The organism is Pseudomonas sp. P9_35 (assembly GCF_034008205.1).
Lineage (GTDB): Bacteria > Pseudomonadota > Gammaproteobacteria > Pseudomonadales > Pseudomonadaceae > Aquipseudomonas > Aquipseudomonas kilonensis.
Genome location: NZ_CP125373.1, coordinates 2,501,946 through 2,519,676, shown reverse-complemented (window position 1 = coordinate 2,519,676; position 17,731 = coordinate 2,501,946). Strand labels below are relative to the sequence as shown.

Below are 17,731 nucleotides of genomic sequence, written 5' to 3'. Positions count from 1 at the left end.
CTAAATCGGTCCGGCTACGTCGGAAAAGGGTTGCAGCCCACTCAATAACCCGACCAGACCGTGCAACGGCACGGGCAGCCAGGTGGGGCGATTCTCGGCTTCATAGGCCACTTCATAGGCCGCCTTCTCCAGGCCGAACAACGCCAGTGCGGCGTCTTCGCCTTCAGCATCCTTCCACTCATGGGCAAGACTAGCTGCCGCCAGCCGATATGCCTCGACAAATGCCTGGCGAGCCTCTTTCAGATAACGATCGGCGACTCGTTGCCGCGCCGCATCGGCATCGGCCGTGCTGTCGACGGTGTGCAAGTGAATCGCCATGGCCGCTGCATAATCGAAAGAACGCAACACGCCACTGACATCCTTGTACGGGCTGTGCTTGCCCCGTCGTTCATGCAATGGTCGCGCCGGCTCACCTTCGAAGTCGATCAGGTAGGCGTCGCCCTTGATCACCAGCACCTGCCCCAGGTGCAGGTCGCCATGGACGCGAATGCGCAAGCCTCCTTCAGCCTTGCTGGCCAGTGCCTGGACATGGGCCAGGACGGTTTTCTTGTGCTCCAGCAAGCGTGCGACCATGGCCTGGTCCGCGGGGTTCAACTGGCCCTGGTTCTGCTTGAGCAGGCGCAAGGCGTTTTCCACTTGGGCGACCACGTCCTTGCCGATGGCCTGGGCTTGCTTGGCGTTGGTAGCCTGCGGCGCGAAGTCCGGGTCGTCGGTAGCCTGGGCCAATACCTGGTGCATTTCCCCCAGGCGCTGGCCGAGCATGCCGGCGAAATCCTTCAGTTCGCCCAGGGCGTTGTAATGTTGCTCCTGCTCGGACACCGCGTCCGCCAGCTCATCGCGCAGGGCGCGTTCGAGGTTGTTCTGGGTCCATTCCCAGGCATCGCCCTGATTGCTCAAGTAGCCCTGGGCGATCATCAGCAGCGCATCTTCACCCTGGGCGTCGCGGCGAACCACCGAACCCAGCAGCGGTGAAATATTGCTGAAACCGGCAGCGGTCAGGTAGGCGCTCATTTCCAGTTCCGGGTGCACGCCCGAGGCGACCTTGCGAATCAGCTTGAGCACCAGGCTGCTGCCCACCACCACCGAACTGTTGGACTGTTCGGCGGACAGGTAACGCACCTCCGGCTCATCGCCCAGGTTCAGCGCGGCCAGGCCTTCGGTGGGTTCGAAGCGCAACTCACCTTCGGCGAACGGCAGCACCGTGGCGGCCTGCATGCTGTGCAGCACGGCGCGCACGAAGCTTTCCAGGCTGAATGCATCGGTGATCAAGCCCACCTGACGCACCCGACGTACCCGTGACAACGCCAGTTGCTGCGGTAACGCCGCACCCACCTGGTCTTCGGCGAGCAGGCCGAACGGCAGCTGATAACGCAGGGTCTGGCCGCCACTGGTGACATCGATTTCACTGAGCAGCACCGGGTGCTGCGGGTCACCAAAACGCACGCCATAGACAATCTCGACCTTCTCGATCGCGCTGTCCTTGCCGGCGAACCAGCGCCGGTTCTGCAACCAGCTCGGCAGGATGGTTTGCTCCAGCGTGGTGCGCGATGGCGCTTCGAGCAATTCTTCCAGGCGTTTTTTCAGCACCAGGGTGGTGAAGTCCGGCAAGCTCTGGGCCGGTTCCACGTGCCAGCTCGGCATCTGGTTCTCGGTTGCCAGGGCGAACCAATAGAAGCCATACGGCGCCAGGGTCAGCAGGAAGTTCAACTGGCCGATGGGTGGGAAAGCGTTGCCGCCGAGCATCTCCACCGGGACCATACCGGCGTAGGTCGACAGATCCAGTTCGGCGGCCTGGGCGCTGCGGGACACGTTGGCCACGCAGAGGATGATTTCGTGCTTGCCGTCGGGCCCGGTGTATTCGCGGGTATAGGCCAGGATCCGGCGGTTGCTCGGCGAGAGCATCTTCAACGTGCCACGGCCAAAGGCCTTGGATTGCTTGCGCACCGCCAGCATGCGTCGGGTCCAGTTGAGCAGCGAGTGCGGGTCACCGGCCTGGGTTTCGACGTTGACCGACTGGTAGCCGTACTGCGGGTCCATGATCGGCGGCAGCACCAGGCTGGCCGGGTCGGCACGGGAGAAACCGCCGTTGCGGTCGATGGACCACTGCATCGGCGTACGCACGCCATCACGGTCGCCCAGGTAGATGTTGTCGCCCATGCCGATTTCATCGCCGTAGTACAGCGTCGGCGTGCCAGGCATCGACAGCAGCAGGCTGTTGAGCAACTCGACGCGACGACGGTCGCGCTCCACCAACGGCGCCAGGCGCCGACGAATGCCCAGGTTGATACGCGCCCGACGGTCGGCGGCGTAGTAGTTCCACAGGTAGTCACGCTCCTTGTCGGTGACCATCTCCAGGGTCAACTCATCGTGGTTGCGCAGGAAAATCGCCCACTGGCAATTGGCGGGGATCTCCGGGGTCTGGCGCAGGATGTCGGTGATAGGGAAGCGATCTTCCTGGGCCAGCGCCATGTACATGCGCGGCATCAGCGGGAAGTGGAAGGCCATGTGGCATTCGTCACCGTTCATCCCTTGGGCGTCGACATCGCCGAAGTACAACTGGGTGTCTTCCGGCCACTGGTTGGCTTCGGCCAGCAACATGCGGTCGGGGTAGTTGGCGTCGATCTCGGCGCGGATCAGCTTCAGTACGTCATGGGTCTCGGGCAGGTTTTCGTTGTTGGTGCCGTCGCGCTCGATCAGGTACGGGATGGCGTCCAGGCGCAGGCCGTCAATACCCATGTCCAGCCAGTAGCGCATCACCGACAACACGGCCTTGATGACCTGCGGGTTATCGAAGTTGAGGTCGGGCTGGTGGGAGTAGAAGCGGTGCCAGAAGTATTGGCCCGCCACCGGGTCCCAGGTCCAGTTGGACTTCTCGGTGTCGAGGAAAATGATCCGCGTGCCGTCGTACTTGTGGTCGTCATCGGACCAGACGTAGAAGTCCCGCGCCTTCGAACCCGGCTTGGCCTTGCGCGCGCGCTGGAACCAGGGGTGCTGGTCCGAGGTGTGGTTGATGACCAGCTCGGTGATTACCCGCAGGTTGCGCTTGTGGGCTTCGGCAATGAACCGTCGCGCATCGGCCATGGTGCCGTAGTCGGCGCTGACACCGCGGTATTCGGCAATGTCATAACCGTCGTCGCGCCTGGGTGAAGGATAGAACGGCAGCAGCCAGATGGTGTTGACGCCCAGGTCGGCGATGTAGTCGAGCTTTTCGATCAGGCCGGGAAAGTCACCGATCCCGTCGTTATTGGAGTCGAAATAGGATTTTACGTGGACCTGGTAAATCACCGCGTCCTTGTACCAGAGCGGATCTTTGATGAAGTTGGCAGACCGGGGTTTCTTCGCCATTTGCAACTCCTGATGAATTCAATAAAGCCGCGGGAGACAGGCTTGTGAGGTCTTTTTGTGGCGGAGGGCCTTATCCCCCTGTAGGAGCTGGCGAAGCCTGCGATCTTTTGAGCTTTTGATCTTTCGCTTGAGATTCAAGTGGCTGGGGAAAGATCGCAGCCTCGCTGCACTCGACAGCTCCTACACAGCTCCTACACAGCTCCTACACAGCTCCTAGGCAGCGCCTGTGGGAGTGCGCATCACGCCACGCTGATCCGCCAAATCCCGAACGGCTGGTACGCCGGGTCGATCCGCATGAACTGGTGCTTGCCGTACCAGGTCCAGCGATGTCCGTTCATCAGATCCTCGCCCTGGGTCTGGGCGTCGTCGGGCAGGCCCATCTCCCAGAGCGGCAACTCAAAACTGGCTTCCTGCGGGTTGCGCGGATCAAGGCTCACCGCCACCAGGATGAAATTGCTGCCGTCGGCGGTGCGCTTGCCGAAATAGAGAATGTTGTCGTTCCAGGCGTTGTAGATTTTCAGGCCCAGGTGGGTTTGCAGCGCCGGGTTCTGCCGGCGGATGCGGTTGAGCTGGGCGATCTCGGCAATGATGTTGCCCGGCGCGGTGAAGTCCCGGGGGCGGATCTCGTATTTCTCCGAATCGAGGTATTCCTCCTTGCCCGGCACCGGTGCCGACTCACACAGCTCGAAGCCCGAATACATGCCCCACAGGCCCGAGCCCATGGTTGCCAGGGCCGCGCGGATCAAAAAACCGGCGCGCCCCGACTCATGGAGAAAGGCCGGGTTGATGTCTGGCGTGTTGACGAAAAAATTCGGCCGGTAACATTCACGCCACGGCGATTCATTGAGCTCACTGAAGTAGGTCGCCAGCTCAGCCTTGGTGTTGCGCCAGGTGAAATAGGTGTAGCTCTGGGAGTAACCGACCTTGCCCAGCCGCGCCATCATGGCCGGCGTGGTGAACGCTTCAGCCAGGAAGATCACTTCAGGGTACTGGGCCCGCACATCGGCGATCAGCCATTGCCAGAACGGCAGCGGCTTGGTGTGAGGGTTGTCGACGCGGAATATCTTCACGCCTTCCTTGACCCAGCCCACCACGATGTCCCGCAGCTCCACCCACAGGCTGGGAATCGCATCGGCCGCGTAGAAATCAACGTTGACGATGTCCTGGTATTTCTTCGGCGGGTTTTCCGCATATTTGATCGTGCCGTCCGGCCGCCAGCTGAACCAGCCCGGGTGCTGCTTGAGCCAGGGGTGGTCCTGGGAACACTGGATCGCGAAGTCCAGGGCGATCTCCAGGCCGTGGTCAGCGGCCGCCGCCACCAGGCGCCGGAAGTCCTCGCGGCTACCCAATTGCGGGTGAATGGCCTCGTGCCCACCCTCCTCGCTGCCAATGGCATACGGGCTGCCCGGATCGTCGGGACCGGCGGTGAGGGAGTTGTTCGGGCCTTTGCGGAAACTGCGACCGATGGGATGGATCGGCGGGAAGTACAGCACGTCGAAGCCCATGTCCTGGATCATCGCCAGGCGCGAATGCACGTCGTTGAAAGTGCCGTGGCGCTGGGGGTCGTCGGTGATCGAGCGGGGAAACAGCTCGTACCAGCTGGCAAACTCCGACAGCTGGCGCTCCACATCCAGCGGATACTCGGGGCTGATGCTCAAGTATGGGCGATGATCGGCCCGGGACATCAGATCGGCACTGCGCGGCGCCAGGAACAGCGCCACCTGCTCGGTCGGCAACAGACCGGAGAGCTCATGGTGCAAGGCCGCCAGTTGCTCGCTCAGGTCACCGGTGCTGCGCTCGACGGCCATTTGCACTTGGTTGCGCCCTTCTTGCAACTCCAGGCTGATCGGCACCCCTGCAGCGAATTTCTTTTCCAGCTCGTAGCGAAAACTGGCGAACTGGTCGATCCAGGCCTCGATACAAAACACATAGCGGCCTTGTTCCGGCACGTTGAACTGGCCGTGCCAGCCGTTGTTGCCCAGGTCACTCATGACCTCGCTGTTCCACACTTCATCCTGCAGCGCACGCCAGCGAATGCGCACGGCCAGCTTGTCATGACCATCGGCGAAGACTTTGCTGGTCACCGTCACGTCCTGCCCAGCTACGGCCTTGGCGGCGAATTGCCCGCCGTCGATCACCGGCATGGTGTTTTCAATAGCAATACGCGGCAACAGCAAGGCTTGAGACAGTGGCAAATGCGGGTTGTAGGCCAGTTCAGTCGGGTGTTCGGCAGTCATCGAGCATCGCTCCTTTTACGCCCCATGGACGCGCTTGTGGCGGTAAAGGCCCAACGGGTCCCTGAAAAAACTCACTTAAACTCCGAACCGAATCAACGGCTAAAAGTTCAGAGGTATTTACCCCGATGCATCCGGGGATCAAAGCCGGTGCAAGGTGGTCAACAACAATAAGCACGACTCAAGCCATGTGCGTCACGGAGACCCGTCCTGATGAATATTCCCATCCCGGCCGAAACACCCGATCCGAACATCGACGACCCCACCTTGCCCCCGCCCGGCCCTGATCCCGAGCCTATTCCAGAGAAAGACCCGCCGCTGGACCCACAACCGCCGCTGGGTGACCCGCCGAGCGAGGCGCCGCCGGAGCGGGTTTGAGTCAACGATTTGGAGCTAATCCCTGTGGGAGCGAGCTTGCTCGCGATAGCGGACTGTCAATCAGCATAGTGGCTGGCTGATCCTCCGCTATCGCGAGCAAGCTCGCTCCCACAAGTCTAATGTTCAAGTCTTATACCCAGGCTATGGCTTGCCGCCCTTCTCCAGCGCCCGGACGATCACCGGCATCACACTGAAGATCGCCAGCGCCAGCACTGTACTGAGCACCGCCGTCGCCTCTCGCCCCAACCCGGCGGCGACGCCAATGGCGGCGGTCATCCAGAGGCCCGCAGCGGTGGTCAGGCCCTTGACGTGACCTTCGTCGCCGTCGGTGTTTTTCAGGATGGTGCCAGCGCCGAGAAAACCGATGCCGGCGACCACGCCTTGTATCACCCGGCTCATCGCGTCGGCCTGGGACCCGGACATCTGTGGCACCAAGACGAACAGCGCCGCCCCCAGGGCCACAAGCATGTGGGTTCGCACGCCGGCAGCCTTGCCCTTGTGTTCGCGCTCGAAACCCAGGATGCCGCCCAGCAGCGCGGCCATGAGCAGGCGCACCGCGACCCGGGTCATCTGCTGGGCATCGGTGATGTCGGCGAATTCCGCCTGCAGGGTTACCCAGACTTCATGCCACCAGGCGTCCATGGACCGTCCTCTTTTTCATTCGATAAACGATGGACCGCAGGCGGCGCCAGAGGTGCGCCCGACCGCTGATCAGCCGCCACGAACCCTGGCTTGGCCGCGAGACCTAATGCTCAGGACACTCAGAAAGGAGCGACGCCATGCTTAAAGAAATCGACAACGACAAGACCTGCCATTTCGAAACCGCCGCTGGAGAGAAATTACGCCCCGCCAGCGAACTGGTCGTTATCACCGACCCGGACAAAGCCATGTCGGCCGTGGAGATCAATGGCGACCTGGTCTACCTCACTGAAGCCGAAGTGGATGCCTTGACCGTGGCCGGCGCGGTCGACGGGCGCAAGCACCTCAAGGCCACGGACAGCGGCTCGGCGATCTGAACCCCCTGGACCTTTGCGACAAGTTCAATCGGTGGGAGCAAAGCTTGCTCGCGATGCAAACAACACGGTACCTCCTGAACCGAGGTGCCTGTATCGCGAGCAAGCTTTGCTCCCACAGATCCCTTTGCCACAGGGATTGTTCGTTCGTCCGTGGGTGCATCAAAGTGTCGCAGCGCCTGGGTTTCGCGGCATCTGATCCGGTTTTTATCGAAACACCTGAGTCTGTTATGCAAACAGTTCCATGGTCATAGTGCGCCGGCCAGATAGAGGCTGATGAGCGACCGACCATGAGCGATAGAATCCCCGTCCAGTTGATACAGACGTTCGAACCTGCGCCAACGAAGATAAAGGCCAGGAGCACCGACAACCTGATCCACACCCGCAGTTTCACCGGTTTGTTTCGTACCCTGCGCATCAGCGGTGCGGGGGTTCTGTTCCTGCTGTTCTTCGGCACGGTATGGTTGAACTGGGGCGGCCGCCAGGCGGTGCTCTGGGACCTTTCCGAAAGCAAATTCCACATCTTTGGCGCGACCTTCTGGCCCCAGGATTTCATCCTGCTGTCGGCCTTGCTGATCATTGCCGCCTTCGGCCTGTTTGCGATCACCGTGTTTGCCGGTCGCGTGTGGTGCGGCTACACCTGCCCGCAGAGTTCCTGGACCTGGATCTTCATGTGGTGCGAGAAAATCACCGAAGGCGAACGCAACCAGCGGATCAAGCTGCAGGCCGCGCCCTGGGGCCTGAACAAACTCTTGCGCCGCTCAGCCAAGCACACGCTGTGGCTGGCCATCAGCCTGCTCACCGGCCTGACGTTCGTGGGGTACTTCACGCCGATCCGCCCCCTGGCCGAAGAACTGCTGACCCTGCAAATGGCCGGCGTGAGCCTGTTCTGGGTGCTTTTCTTTACCGCAGCCACCTACCTCAACGCCGGCTGGCTGCGTGAAGCGGTGTGCATGCATATGTGCCCCTATGCACGCTTTCAGAGCGTGATGTTCGACAAGGACACGCTGACTATTTCCTACGATGCGGCCCGTGGTGAAATCCGCGGCCCACGCAAACGCGAGGCAAACCCGGCCAATATTGGCCTGGGCGACTGCATCGACTGCCAGATGTGCGTGCAGGTCTGCCCCACCGGCATCGACATCCGCGACGGCCTGCAGATGGAATGCATCGGCTGCGCGGCCTGCATCGATGCCTGCGATTCGATCATGGACAAGATGGGCTACGCCCGCGGCCTGATCAAATACACCTCCGAACATCAGTTGCAGGGCGGCAAGACTCACCTGCTCAGGCCTCGGCTGATCGGCTATACCGCCGTGCTGCTGGTGATGATCGGCGCGCTGGTCGTGGCGCTGATGCAACGGCCCATGGTGTCGCTAGACGTCAGCAAGGACCGTGGCCTGTTCCGCGAAAACAGCGCAGGCCAGATCGAGAACATCTACAGCTTGAAAATCATCAACAAGACCCAACAGCGCCAGGATTATCAGCTGTCCCTGGTGGACGGCGACGGCTTCATCCTGCAAGGCAAGACCCAACTGAGCCTGGCCCCGGGTGAAATCGTCGATGTGCCGGTGTCGGTGGCGATGCTCAGCGAACGGCCTGGCAAAGGCTCCCAGGAAATGATGTTCAAGGTTGCCGACAGTGACGAGCCGGGCATCTACAGCGTGGCCAAGAGCCGTTTTGTCGCACCGATGAATCGTTGAACCCGTAAGATGCCGGGCACCTGTGAGGGCAAGCCTGTGGGAGCAAAGCTTGCTCGCGATACAGGCGACACAAATCAACAGTGAGGTCGCGTCATCGTTCTTCGCGAGCAAGCTTTGCTCCCACAAACTCGCTCCCACAGTCAGTTCACAAATTCACTGGGCCCCACCATGAAACGCTACGAAAAATTTGCCGACGACATCGCTGAACTGATCCGCTCGGGCATGCTGGGGCCAGGTCAGCGCGTGCCGTCGGTGCGCTACGCCAGCCAGACCTACGGTGTCAGCCCATCCACCGTGTTCCAGGCCTATTACCTGCTGGAACGACGCGGCATGATCCGGGCCCGGCCGCGCTCCGGCTACTTCGTCAACACCCATGCGCCGAGCCCGTTTTCGGAGCCTGCGATCAGCAGCCAGGTGCACGAGTCCACCGAAGTCGACGTCAGTGAACTGGTATTTTCGGTCCTCGACTCGATCAAGGACCCGGCCACCGTACCGTTCGGCTCGGCATTCCCCAGCCCGATGCTGTTCCCACTGCAACGGCTGTCCCGTTCGCTGTCCAGCGCAACACGGGACATGGACCCGCGAATGGTGGTCACGGACATGTCGCCGGGCAATCCACACTTGCGCCGACAGATCGCCCTGCGCTACATGGTCGGCGGGTTGATGCTGCCCATGGAGGAACTGCTGGTCACCAACGGCGCCCTGGAAGCCTTGAACCTGTGCCTGCAAGCCGTGACCGAGCCCGGCGACCTGGTGGCGATCGAAGCGCCAGCGTTCTACGCCAGCCTGCAAGTGTTGGAGCGCCTGAAGCTCAAGGCCGTGGAAATTCCCGTCCACCCCCGCGATGGCATCGACCTGGACGTGCTGGCGCAGACACTGGAGCGCCATCCGATCAAGGCCTGCTGGTGCATGACCAGCTTCCAGAACCCCATGGGCGCGACCATGCCCGAGGAGCGCAAACAGGCGCTGGTAGAGCTGCTGCGTCGCCATCAGGTGCCGCTGATCGAGGACGACGTGTACGCCGAACTCTATTACGGCCAACAGGCACCCAAGCCCGCCAAGGCGTTCGACACCGAAGGGCTGGTGATGCATTGCGGTTCGTTCGCCAAGAGCCTGGCACCGGGTTATCGCATCGGCTGGGTCGCCGCCGGGCGCTACGCGCAGAAGATCGAACGGCTCAAGCTCATGACCTCGTTGTGCGCCTCGATGCCGGCCCAGGCCGCCATCGCCGACTACCTGCAACACGGCGGCTACGACCGTCACCTGCGCAAACTGCGCTATGCCCTGGAGGAACAGCAAAGCGCGATGCTCGCCGCCATCGCCCGCTACTTCCCCGCCCAGACCCGGGTCAGCCAGCCGGCGGGGGGCTACTTCCTGTGGCTGGAGCTGCCGGAGCAGATGGATTCGCTGAAACTGTTCCAGATGGCCCTGGCCCAGGGCATCAGCATCGCGCCGGGCCCGATCTTTTCACCGACCCGGCGGTTCAGGAATTGCATCCGCTTGAACTATGGCAGCCCGTGGACCGAGGCCTCGGAAAAGGCCATGGAGACGTTGGGGCGGATTATTCGGTCGTTTTGAATTTGGGTTGTCTGTCAGACCGCCATCGCGAGCAAGCTCGCTCCCACAGTGGATTTGCGGTGAGATAAATAGCTCAGCTACTCAGCAGATCTCCTGTGGGAGCGAGCTTGCTCGCGATGGCGCCAGAAAAGACACCCCAGGACTCAGCGCCCACCCCCCAGATCCACAAACGTCCCGGTCGCATACGAAGCCTTGTCCGACAGCAGCCAGATAATCGCTTCGGCCACCTCATCCGGACGCCCGCCCCGAGCCATGGGGATCGCTGATTCCAGCTTGCTGACCCGGTCCGGGTCGCCACTCAGGGCATGGAAATCGGTATAGATGTAGCCGGGGCGCACCGCGTTGACGCGAATGCCTTCGCCGGCCACTTCCTTGGACAGGCCGATGGTGAAGGTGTCCAGCGCGCCCTTGGAGGCCGCGTAATCGACGTACTCCCCCGGTGCGCCCAAGCGCGCGGCCACCGACGAGACGTTGACGATGCTGCCACCCTGCCCGCCGTGCCTGGGCGACATGCGCAGCACCGCGTGCTTGGCGCAAAGAATCGGCCCTAGCACGTTAGTCTTCATGATCTTGAGAATGCGGAATTCGGACATTTCATCGAGCCGGGATTTCTGCGCGACCGTGCCGGCGTTGTTCACCAGGGCGGTGACACGGCCAAGCTCGGCGTCCACCCGGTCGAACAGGCCGATCACTTCGTCTTCGATGCTCACGTCGGCCCGCACGGCAATCGCCTGCGCGCCCTTGGCCCGGACCTGTTCGAGCACATCCTGCGCGGCATTTTCGTCGGACTGGTAATTGATGCAGATCCGATAACCCAGCTCGGCAGCCAACAGCGCGGTGGCCGCCCCGATTCCGCGGCCGCCACCGGTAATGACGATGACTTTATCCACGTTTGCTTCCCCCATTCCACGGATAGACGTGCGCTGCCAAGAATAGCGTTCACGTCACGCTTTGCACAAACCGCTGCGCTTACCGGGCCAGGGCGCGCAGATCCAGGCGTCCGTCCAACAGCGGCGGGCACCAGTAATAGCCGCCGGTGATTGGCCGGCTCATGCGATACAGGCCATCGGTGATACCGTCCTCCAGGCCACTCATGCGGCGCAGTTGTGCCTCGAAGGCATCGAGGGAGAAACCGAACGCCAGGAACATCAGCCCCGCACGGTCGCCTTCAATCCACGGCATGGAGCGACGGACCACGAACGCCTCCGGGGCGAAGCTTTCCTGGGCAGTGCGCTTGACGTGGGCCGACTCCGGCGCGTCGTCGAGTTCTTCGTTGTCGCTCAGGCGACGGCCCATGATGTTGTCGCGCTCATGGGGTTGCATCGCCGCGAAACCGTCCAGATCGTGCTGCCATTGCTGGATCGCGGCGAAACTGCCACCGCGCACCCCATCGGCGCCCTGGGCCAGGGCGGCGGCGATGGCAGCCTCGTCGTGAGGGTTTTCGGTGCCGTCTTCGTAGCCGGTCAGGTCATGGCCGCTCATATGGCGGAAGGTTTCGTTCATCTGCACCAGGCGCAGCGCCGGCGCCAGCGCCGCCTCGATGGCGCGACTGCGGTGCATCAGCTCGCCACGGTCTTCGCCGTGCAGCCAGCACCACAACGCGTGTTGGGTCGAGGGGTTGTCCACGCCCACGCCGGCCAAGGCAGGAAAGGCCCGCAGGCCTTCGACCTGGGCGCCCAGCGCCTGGACCAGCGATTCACCAAAGCCGACCACGGCCCGCCCATCGACCAGCAACAGGAGTTTGTCTATCGCAGCCGGCAATGCCTCGACCGATTCCAGGGCAAAAAACAAATGACGGGCCTGAGGCGGAACAGGGGTGGCGAGAATGCCGGGCTGGTAGTAACTCATGTGAACTCCTTTAGAAAGAGTCCCGAGTTTACCCGGCGGCTGCCGCTTTGTGTGGTTTGGCTTGAGGTCCGATCGCATCGGGCAACCGGGCCGTTTTGTGGGAAGACTCCCGCAGCCCTGTCAGACTGCTCAGAAACATGTCTCGGCCCGATAAGCTCGGATTGCCGGACAGCCAGAAACGCCCTAGATTGACCCCCTCCAGGAAGGCCAACGAGAACGCTGCACCATGCAAATTGCCAGATCGATACTCGCCGGGACTTTTTTCCTGGTCTGCGGGACGCCCGTAGGCTTTGCCCAGGAGCGCATTGAAGATACGGTCAATGCCGTCATCCAGCCCTTGATGAAGCAACAGGACATCGCCGGCATGGCCGTGGCGATCACCTACAACGGTCAACGCCATTACTTCAACTACGGTGTGGCCTCCAAGGACACGAAAAAGCCGGTCACCGACGAGACCCTCTTCGAAATCGGCTCGATCAGCAAGACCTTCACCGCCACCCTTGGCGCCTATGCCCAAGCCCAGGGCAAGCTGTCCCTGGCCGACCCGGCCAGTCGCTTCGCCCCCGAGCTGCGTGGCAGCGCCTTCGACGGCATCAGCCTGCTCAACCTCGCCACCTATACCGCCGGTGGCCTGCCGTTGCAGTTCCCCACCGAGGCGGACCATCCGGACCGGATGTTCAGTTATTACACGACCTGGAAGCCGCGCTACCCGGCCGGCACCCAGCGGCTCTATTCAAACCCGAGCATCGGCCTGTACGGCTATCTGGCAGCCCGCAGCCTGGCGCGGCCATTTGACGAGGTGATGGAGCGCACGCTGATGCCAGGGCTGGGCCTCAAGCACAGCTATGTGCGGGTGCCGCAGGATCAGTCGGGCCGATACGCCCAAGGCTATGCAAAAGACGGCAAGCCCGTCCGGGTCGGGCCGGGTGCCTTGGACTCCGAGGCCTACGGGGTGAAAACCAGCTCATCGGACCTGATGCGTTTCCTCGAGGCCAACCTGCGACCTGAAAAACTGGACGCGGATTTGAAGCAAGCGATTGCCACGACGCATACAGGTTTCTACAAGGTTGGCGGGATGAATCAGGGGCTGGGCTGGGAGTTCTACCCCGCTCCGTTCACCTTGGATGAGCTGCTCGCTGGTAATACACCGCAAATGGCCCTGACCCCACAAAAAGTCGAACCGCTCAACCCGCCCCATCCAGCACCGGACGGCGCCTGGATCAACAAGACAGGATCTACCAACGGTTTCGGCGCGTACGCGGCGTTCGTGCCCGGAAAGGACATGGGGATCGTCATGCTAGCCAACAAAAACTACCCGAATGAAGAACGGGTGAAAGCGGCGCATCGGATCCTGATGGCGTTGGACGGCCAATAACTCATGTCGCCTCGGGGTGATGAGTTTCCCTGTGGCGAGGGAGCTTGATCCCGCTGGGCCTGTAGGAGCTGCCGAAGGCTCGGGCCGCGTTCGGACGATCTTTTGATCTTGATCTTTCGCTCTCGACTCAATTGTCTGGGACAAGATCGCAGCCTCGTTGCACTCGACAGCTCCTACGGCGCAGCCCAGCGGGAGCAAGCTCCCTCACCACAAGGGCCTCGGCGCTAGCGGGAGTCAATCATCCAGCGGCTTCGCCGGCCCCGCCGGCTTGACTGCCTTGCCAGCCTTGGCGCCTTTCGCATCCTTGGTCGGTGCAGGCTCCGGCGCGGGTGGCGGGGCTGGAGGTGTCGCTTCTTTTTCTGCCGCAGGCAGTTTATCGACGGCATCGAAGAGGTCTTTCAGTTCGATCGCCCCGGAATGCTCAAGCTTCTTTTCCCCGTCCTTGCCCACCAGGATGATCTTGGTCTGCGCTCCGGCTCCCAGCTTCAGCGAGCGAATCAACGCCATGGTGCTTTGCGGATCCAGATCCTTGCCATCGCGCTGCCCAATGGTATTGAGCACGGTATAGAGCACCATGTTGCGCTCGGAAAAGCCCTGCTTGCCTGCCGGCTCATCCAAGGCCTTTTTCAGGCTCACCCAGGAAGGGTCGACCGTACTGGGCGCGATGACCACAAGAGGACGTGACTTGCCTGCGTCCGCCAACAGCGGCGAGTCGCCATCGGCAGCGAACAGGGGGCCGGCGATGGCCAGCAAGGTAGCGAAGGTCAACGACCGAATGAGCATGCGCCTCTCCTTTTGATATTTACGCTGTACTGATTGCACAGGGCGGCGATTGTTCCGCGAGAGTCGCTCAATACTGCGCCTGCCTGACTTGAAGCTTAGGCCAGGGGGGTCATTGCGCAACCGCAAGGAGAGTGCCGAAGTCGGGAGAGACTATTGTGGGAGCGAGCTTGCTCGCGATAGCGTCATGACGGCCAACATCGAGTCGACTGACACACCGTTATCGCGAGCAAGCTCGCTCCCACACTATTGGACTTGAGGTGACCCGTTCTAGAACGCCAGCTTGAACCCGATCATCGCCAGCATCACCGCCAGGCACGGGCGCAGCAGTTCGTCGGAGATGCGTCCCGACAAGTGACTGCCCAGGTAGATCCCCGGCAACGAACCGATCAACAGGAAACCCAGGATGTGCCAGTCCATGTTGCCCATGCTCGCATGGCCCAGGCCAGCCACCAGGGTCAGCGGCACGGCGTGGGCGATCTCGGTGCCCACCAGGCGCTTGGTGACCAGGAACGGGTAGAGGATGAACAGCGCGACAGTGCCCAGCGCGCCAGCGCCGATGGAGGTCAAGGCGACCATCGTACCCAGCACGAGGCCAGTGATGACCGTCAACACATTGAGGCGCGAACCGGAGGGGTTGTAGTGGCCGCCAGCGCGGTCGTGGGCAAATTGCAGCAGGCGCTTCTTGAACAGGATCGCCAGGGCGGTGGCGAACAACACAAAGCCCAAGGCTTGCTTGATCACCGCGTTCATGGCGTCGGGGGAGCTGTGCAGGCTACTGAGGAACCATAGCGTCAAGCCGACCGCCGGCACGCTGCCCAACGTCAGCCAGCCGGTGATCGCCCAATCGATGTTGCGATTTTTTGCATGAACCAGGACACCGCCAGACTTGGTAATGGCTGCGTACAGCAGGTCCGTACCCACCGCCGTCGCAGGGTTGATACCAAACCACAACAGGATCGGGGTCATCAGCGAACCACCGCCGACGCCGGTCATCCCAACAATGAAGCCGACCACCAATCCTGCAACGACTAAACCGACATTACCGAAATCCATTAAACCCGTCTCAGCACGACCGCATGAAAAATCTGGCCGCGAGCATAGCGATTTTTCTTATAACCCCCTATATCGATGTGATCTATCTTTATTCCTTTTCCGTCACTTCACTGAACCGGCAGGAAGTTGAGGAACAGCAGGCTCTGGGCGTAATTCAAGCCGATCCGTCGGTAACGCTCGTCGAGCATCTGGGTCAGCAGGTCCAATCGGGCGACGATTTTTCCGAACTCCACGGCGAAACTCAGGTTGCTGCCCTCCTCCGAAATCTCATTGGAAAACAGCAACAGCTTGCCGTCCTTGTTCTGCCGCTGGCTCAGCAGCCAGGTGGCTTTTTCGATATTGCGCGCCGCGTTGCTGACAAAACGCGGGTCGATGGTGTCGGTCATGTAGAACTCGAGGCGATTGCCGTGCGCGGTGACCAGCATGCTGCCGATGGCATAGATGAACGCACCGACCCGATCGCCGAGAAACTCCGGGCTCATGGCGTAGCTCAGGGCCGCCAAGTCCTTCTTGCCACCCAGGGTCGGCAAGGGCTGTTGCTGCTCGATGGCCATGCGCACCTGTTTTTCCGCAGTGCGGGCATCGAGAAAACCGGACTTGCGCAGTTCCTCGGGGTTGCGCAGGTACAGCTTGTTCATCAGCAGATAGAGGCTTTGCAGGTTGTCGTGCATCGACAACGTGGCCATGCGATCGACGCTGGTCTGCAAGAACTCCTGGGGCCTGGCGTTGCTGAACTGCGTGACCATGTCCTGCCCCTGCTGATGGCTACAGCCGCCGCTGAACAGCATCGACACACCGACCAACAATGCCAGGCAGCAGCGGCGCAATCTCGTCACAGAATAAAAAACACCGGCCATCGAATCTCGGTCTGGGCATGGGGAAGCGATGGGGGGTCGTCGCTTCCAGGCCATGGATAGAGCGGCAAAAGTCACAAAAGTGCAGTGCCTGGAGAAAACCCTCGGCCCTCAGCAACGACTAAATCATGCAATTAGTCTTACTTTTTAATTGATAAATCTCTATTTATGGCTATAAATCCCTTCTCACCCATCAAATAGAAAGACTACTAACCAGAAAAACCTTCAGCGCTGTCCGACCAGTAGCGGACTCGCCCCGCGTTCAAAACAACAACAAAACAACAGGAAGGAAGGTCATACCATGCTTGAATCCAGACAACTGCTCACGGCCCTCGGAGTGTCTCTGATGATCGCCACCTCGGCTTCCCACGCTGCTGGCCTGACTAACGAACACGGTGCGTTCGGCAAGACCGACGACGGCACAGCCGTGGAAAAATTCGTGCTGCGCAACAGTCACGGCATGGAGGCCACGGTCATCACCTACGGCGGCATCCTCCAGTCATTGAGCGTGCCGGACAAAAACGGCAAGGCCGCCGACATCGTGCTCGGCTTCGACGACGTGCAGGGTTACCAGAAGAACGGCAGCGTGTATTTCGGCGCGACCATCGGCCGCTTCGGCAATCGCCTGGCCGACGGCGCCTTCGAGCTGGACGGCAAGCGTTACCAGGTGCCGCAGAACGACCATGGCAATTCCTTGCACGGCGGGCCGCAAGGGTTCGACAAGCGCGTCTGGAAGGCCCAGCCGCACAATGCCAAGGACTCGGTGGGCGTCACCCTGACCTACTTGTCACCCGATGGCGAGATGGGTTTCCCCGGTGCACTGAAGACCGACGTCACTTACAGCCTCAACGAACAGAACGAGTTGCGCATCGAGTACAAGGCCACCACCGACAAGCCCACAGTGCTGAACCTGACCAACCACAGCTATTTCAACCTGGCCGGGGCGGGCAACGGCGACATACTCGAGCAGCTCGCGACCCTGCACGCGGCCCATTACACACCGGTCACCGGCAAGCTCATTCCCACCGGCGAACTGGCCCCCGTGGCCGGCACACCGATGGACTTCACTCAACCCACCGCCATCGGCACCCATATCAAGGCCGATCACCCACAACTCAAATTCGCCGAACCGAAACAAGGCGGCTTCGATTTCAACTGGGCACTGGACGCCAAGGGCGACGTGAACAAACTGGCCGCCGAAGTGTATGACACAGACTCCGGACGCCGCCTGCAGCTCTACACCACCGAGCCTGGCGTGCAGTTCTACACCAGCAACTTCCTCGACGGCACCGTCAAGGGCAAGCAAGGCAAGGTCTATCCGCATTGGGGCGCGTTCACCCTGGAAACCCAGCATTACCCTGACTCGCCCAACCAGCCGAACTTCCCCTCGACGCGGCTTGATCCGGGCCAGACCTACACCCAGACCATGGTGTTGAAGTTCTCCGCAAAATAGAAAAGCTGCGCAACACCCGTAGGAGCTGACGAGCGAAGCGAGGCTGCGATCTTTCCCCAGGCAATTGAGTCTGGGGCGAAAGATCGAAAGATCAAAAGATCATCCGAACGCGGC

General features: G+C 61.3%; 14 protein-coding genes. 6 read left to right on the top strand and 8 right to left on the bottom strand.

The features are described from left to right. Positions 1-3,345, bottom strand: coding sequence for a maltose alpha-D-glucosyltransferase (gene treS / locus QMK47_RS11235; protein ID WP_320390196.1), 3,345 nt, complete (start codon positions 3,343-3,345; stop codon positions 1-3). Positions 3,346-3,584: 239 nt separating this feature from the next. Then, positions 3,585-5,582, bottom strand: a complete 1,998-nt coding sequence (locus tag QMK47_RS11230) for an alpha-1,4-glucan--maltose-1-phosphate maltosyltransferase (protein ID WP_253473245.1) — start codon at positions 5,580-5,582, stop codon at positions 3,585-3,587. 210 nt (positions 5,583-5,792) lie between these two features. Between QMK47_RS11230 and QMK47_RS11225 the strand changes: the two genes are divergently transcribed. After that, positions 5,793-5,957: a hypothetical protein gene (locus QMK47_RS11225; protein WP_013692690.1), complete on the top strand. Its 165-nt coding sequence runs from the start codon at positions 5,793-5,795 to the stop codon at positions 5,955-5,957. Positions 5,958-6,098: 141 nt separating this feature from the next. On the opposite strand, the gene QMK47_RS11220 is transcribed toward QMK47_RS11225, so the two are convergent. After that, positions 6,099-6,599, bottom strand: coding sequence for an MgtC/SapB family protein (locus QMK47_RS11220; RefSeq protein ID WP_258690795.1), 501 nt, complete (start codon positions 6,597-6,599; stop codon positions 6,099-6,101). A gap of 137 nt (positions 6,600-6,736) precedes the next feature. Here QMK47_RS11220 and QMK47_RS11215 point away from each other — a divergent pair, with 137 nt between their 5' ends. From QMK47_RS11215 to mapR, 3 genes are all read left to right on the top strand, one after another. Then, a complete protein-coding gene (locus tag QMK47_RS11215) occupies positions 6,737-6,973 on the top strand; it encodes a DUF3203 family protein (protein WP_214509041.1) in 237 nt (78 codons plus the stop codon). Positions 6,974-7,260: 287 nt separating this feature from the next. After that, positions 7,261-8,673 carry a cytochrome c oxidase accessory protein CcoG gene (gene ccoG / locus QMK47_RS11210; protein WP_253473239.1) on the top strand — a complete coding sequence of 471 codons (1,413 nt, stop codon included), beginning with the start codon at positions 7,261-7,263 and terminating at the stop codon, positions 8,671-8,673. A 168-nt stretch (positions 8,674-8,841) separates the two neighbouring features. Continuing rightward, entirely contained in the window at positions 8,842-10,251 is a 1,410-nt protein-coding gene (gene mapR, locus QMK47_RS11205) for a GntR family transcriptional regulator MpaR (protein WP_253473236.1), read from the top strand. Positions 10,252-10,394: 143 nt separating this feature from the next. Here mapR and QMK47_RS11200 read toward each other — a convergent pair whose 3' ends face one another. Continuing rightward, positions 10,395-11,141, bottom strand: coding sequence for an SDR family oxidoreductase (locus tag QMK47_RS11200; RefSeq protein ID WP_253473233.1), 747 nt, complete (start codon positions 11,139-11,141; stop codon positions 10,395-10,397). A gap of 79 nt (positions 11,142-11,220) precedes the next feature. Next, positions 11,221-12,099, bottom strand: a complete 879-nt coding sequence (locus QMK47_RS11195) for a Dyp-type peroxidase (protein WP_253473231.1) — start codon at positions 12,097-12,099, stop codon at positions 11,221-11,223. A gap of 226 nt (positions 12,100-12,325) precedes the next feature. On the opposite strand from QMK47_RS11195, the gene ampC reads away from it, so the two are divergent. Next, entirely contained in the window at positions 12,326-13,474 is a 1,149-nt protein-coding gene (gene ampC, locus QMK47_RS11190; protein WP_320390195.1) for a class C beta-lactamase, read from the top strand. A gap of 234 nt (positions 13,475-13,708) precedes the next feature. Here ampC and QMK47_RS11185 read toward each other — a convergent pair whose 3' ends face one another. From QMK47_RS11185 to QMK47_RS11175, 3 genes are all read right to left on the bottom strand, one after another. Further along, a complete protein-coding gene (locus QMK47_RS11185) occupies positions 13,709-14,257 on the bottom strand; it encodes a DUF4174 domain-containing protein (RefSeq protein WP_214509349.1) in 549 nt (182 codons plus the stop codon). A 267-nt stretch (positions 14,258-14,524) separates the two neighbouring features. Next, complete coding sequence (locus QMK47_RS11180; RefSeq protein WP_057447799.1) at positions 14,525-15,310, bottom strand: sulfite exporter TauE/SafE family protein; 786 nt, start codon at positions 15,308-15,310, stop codon at positions 14,525-14,527. A gap of 107 nt (positions 15,311-15,417) precedes the next feature. Further along, on the bottom strand, positions 15,418-16,167 hold the full coding sequence (locus QMK47_RS11175) for a hypothetical protein (protein ID WP_003200082.1): 750 nt from the start codon (positions 16,165-16,167) through the stop codon (positions 15,418-15,420). Positions 16,168-16,465: 298 nt separating this feature from the next. On the opposite strand from QMK47_RS11175, the gene QMK47_RS11170 reads away from it, so the two are divergent. Further along, a complete protein-coding gene (locus tag QMK47_RS11170; protein WP_258690793.1) occupies positions 16,466-17,617 on the top strand; it encodes an aldose epimerase family protein in 1,152 nt (383 codons plus the stop codon). Positions 17,618-17,731: the final 114 nt, after the last annotated feature.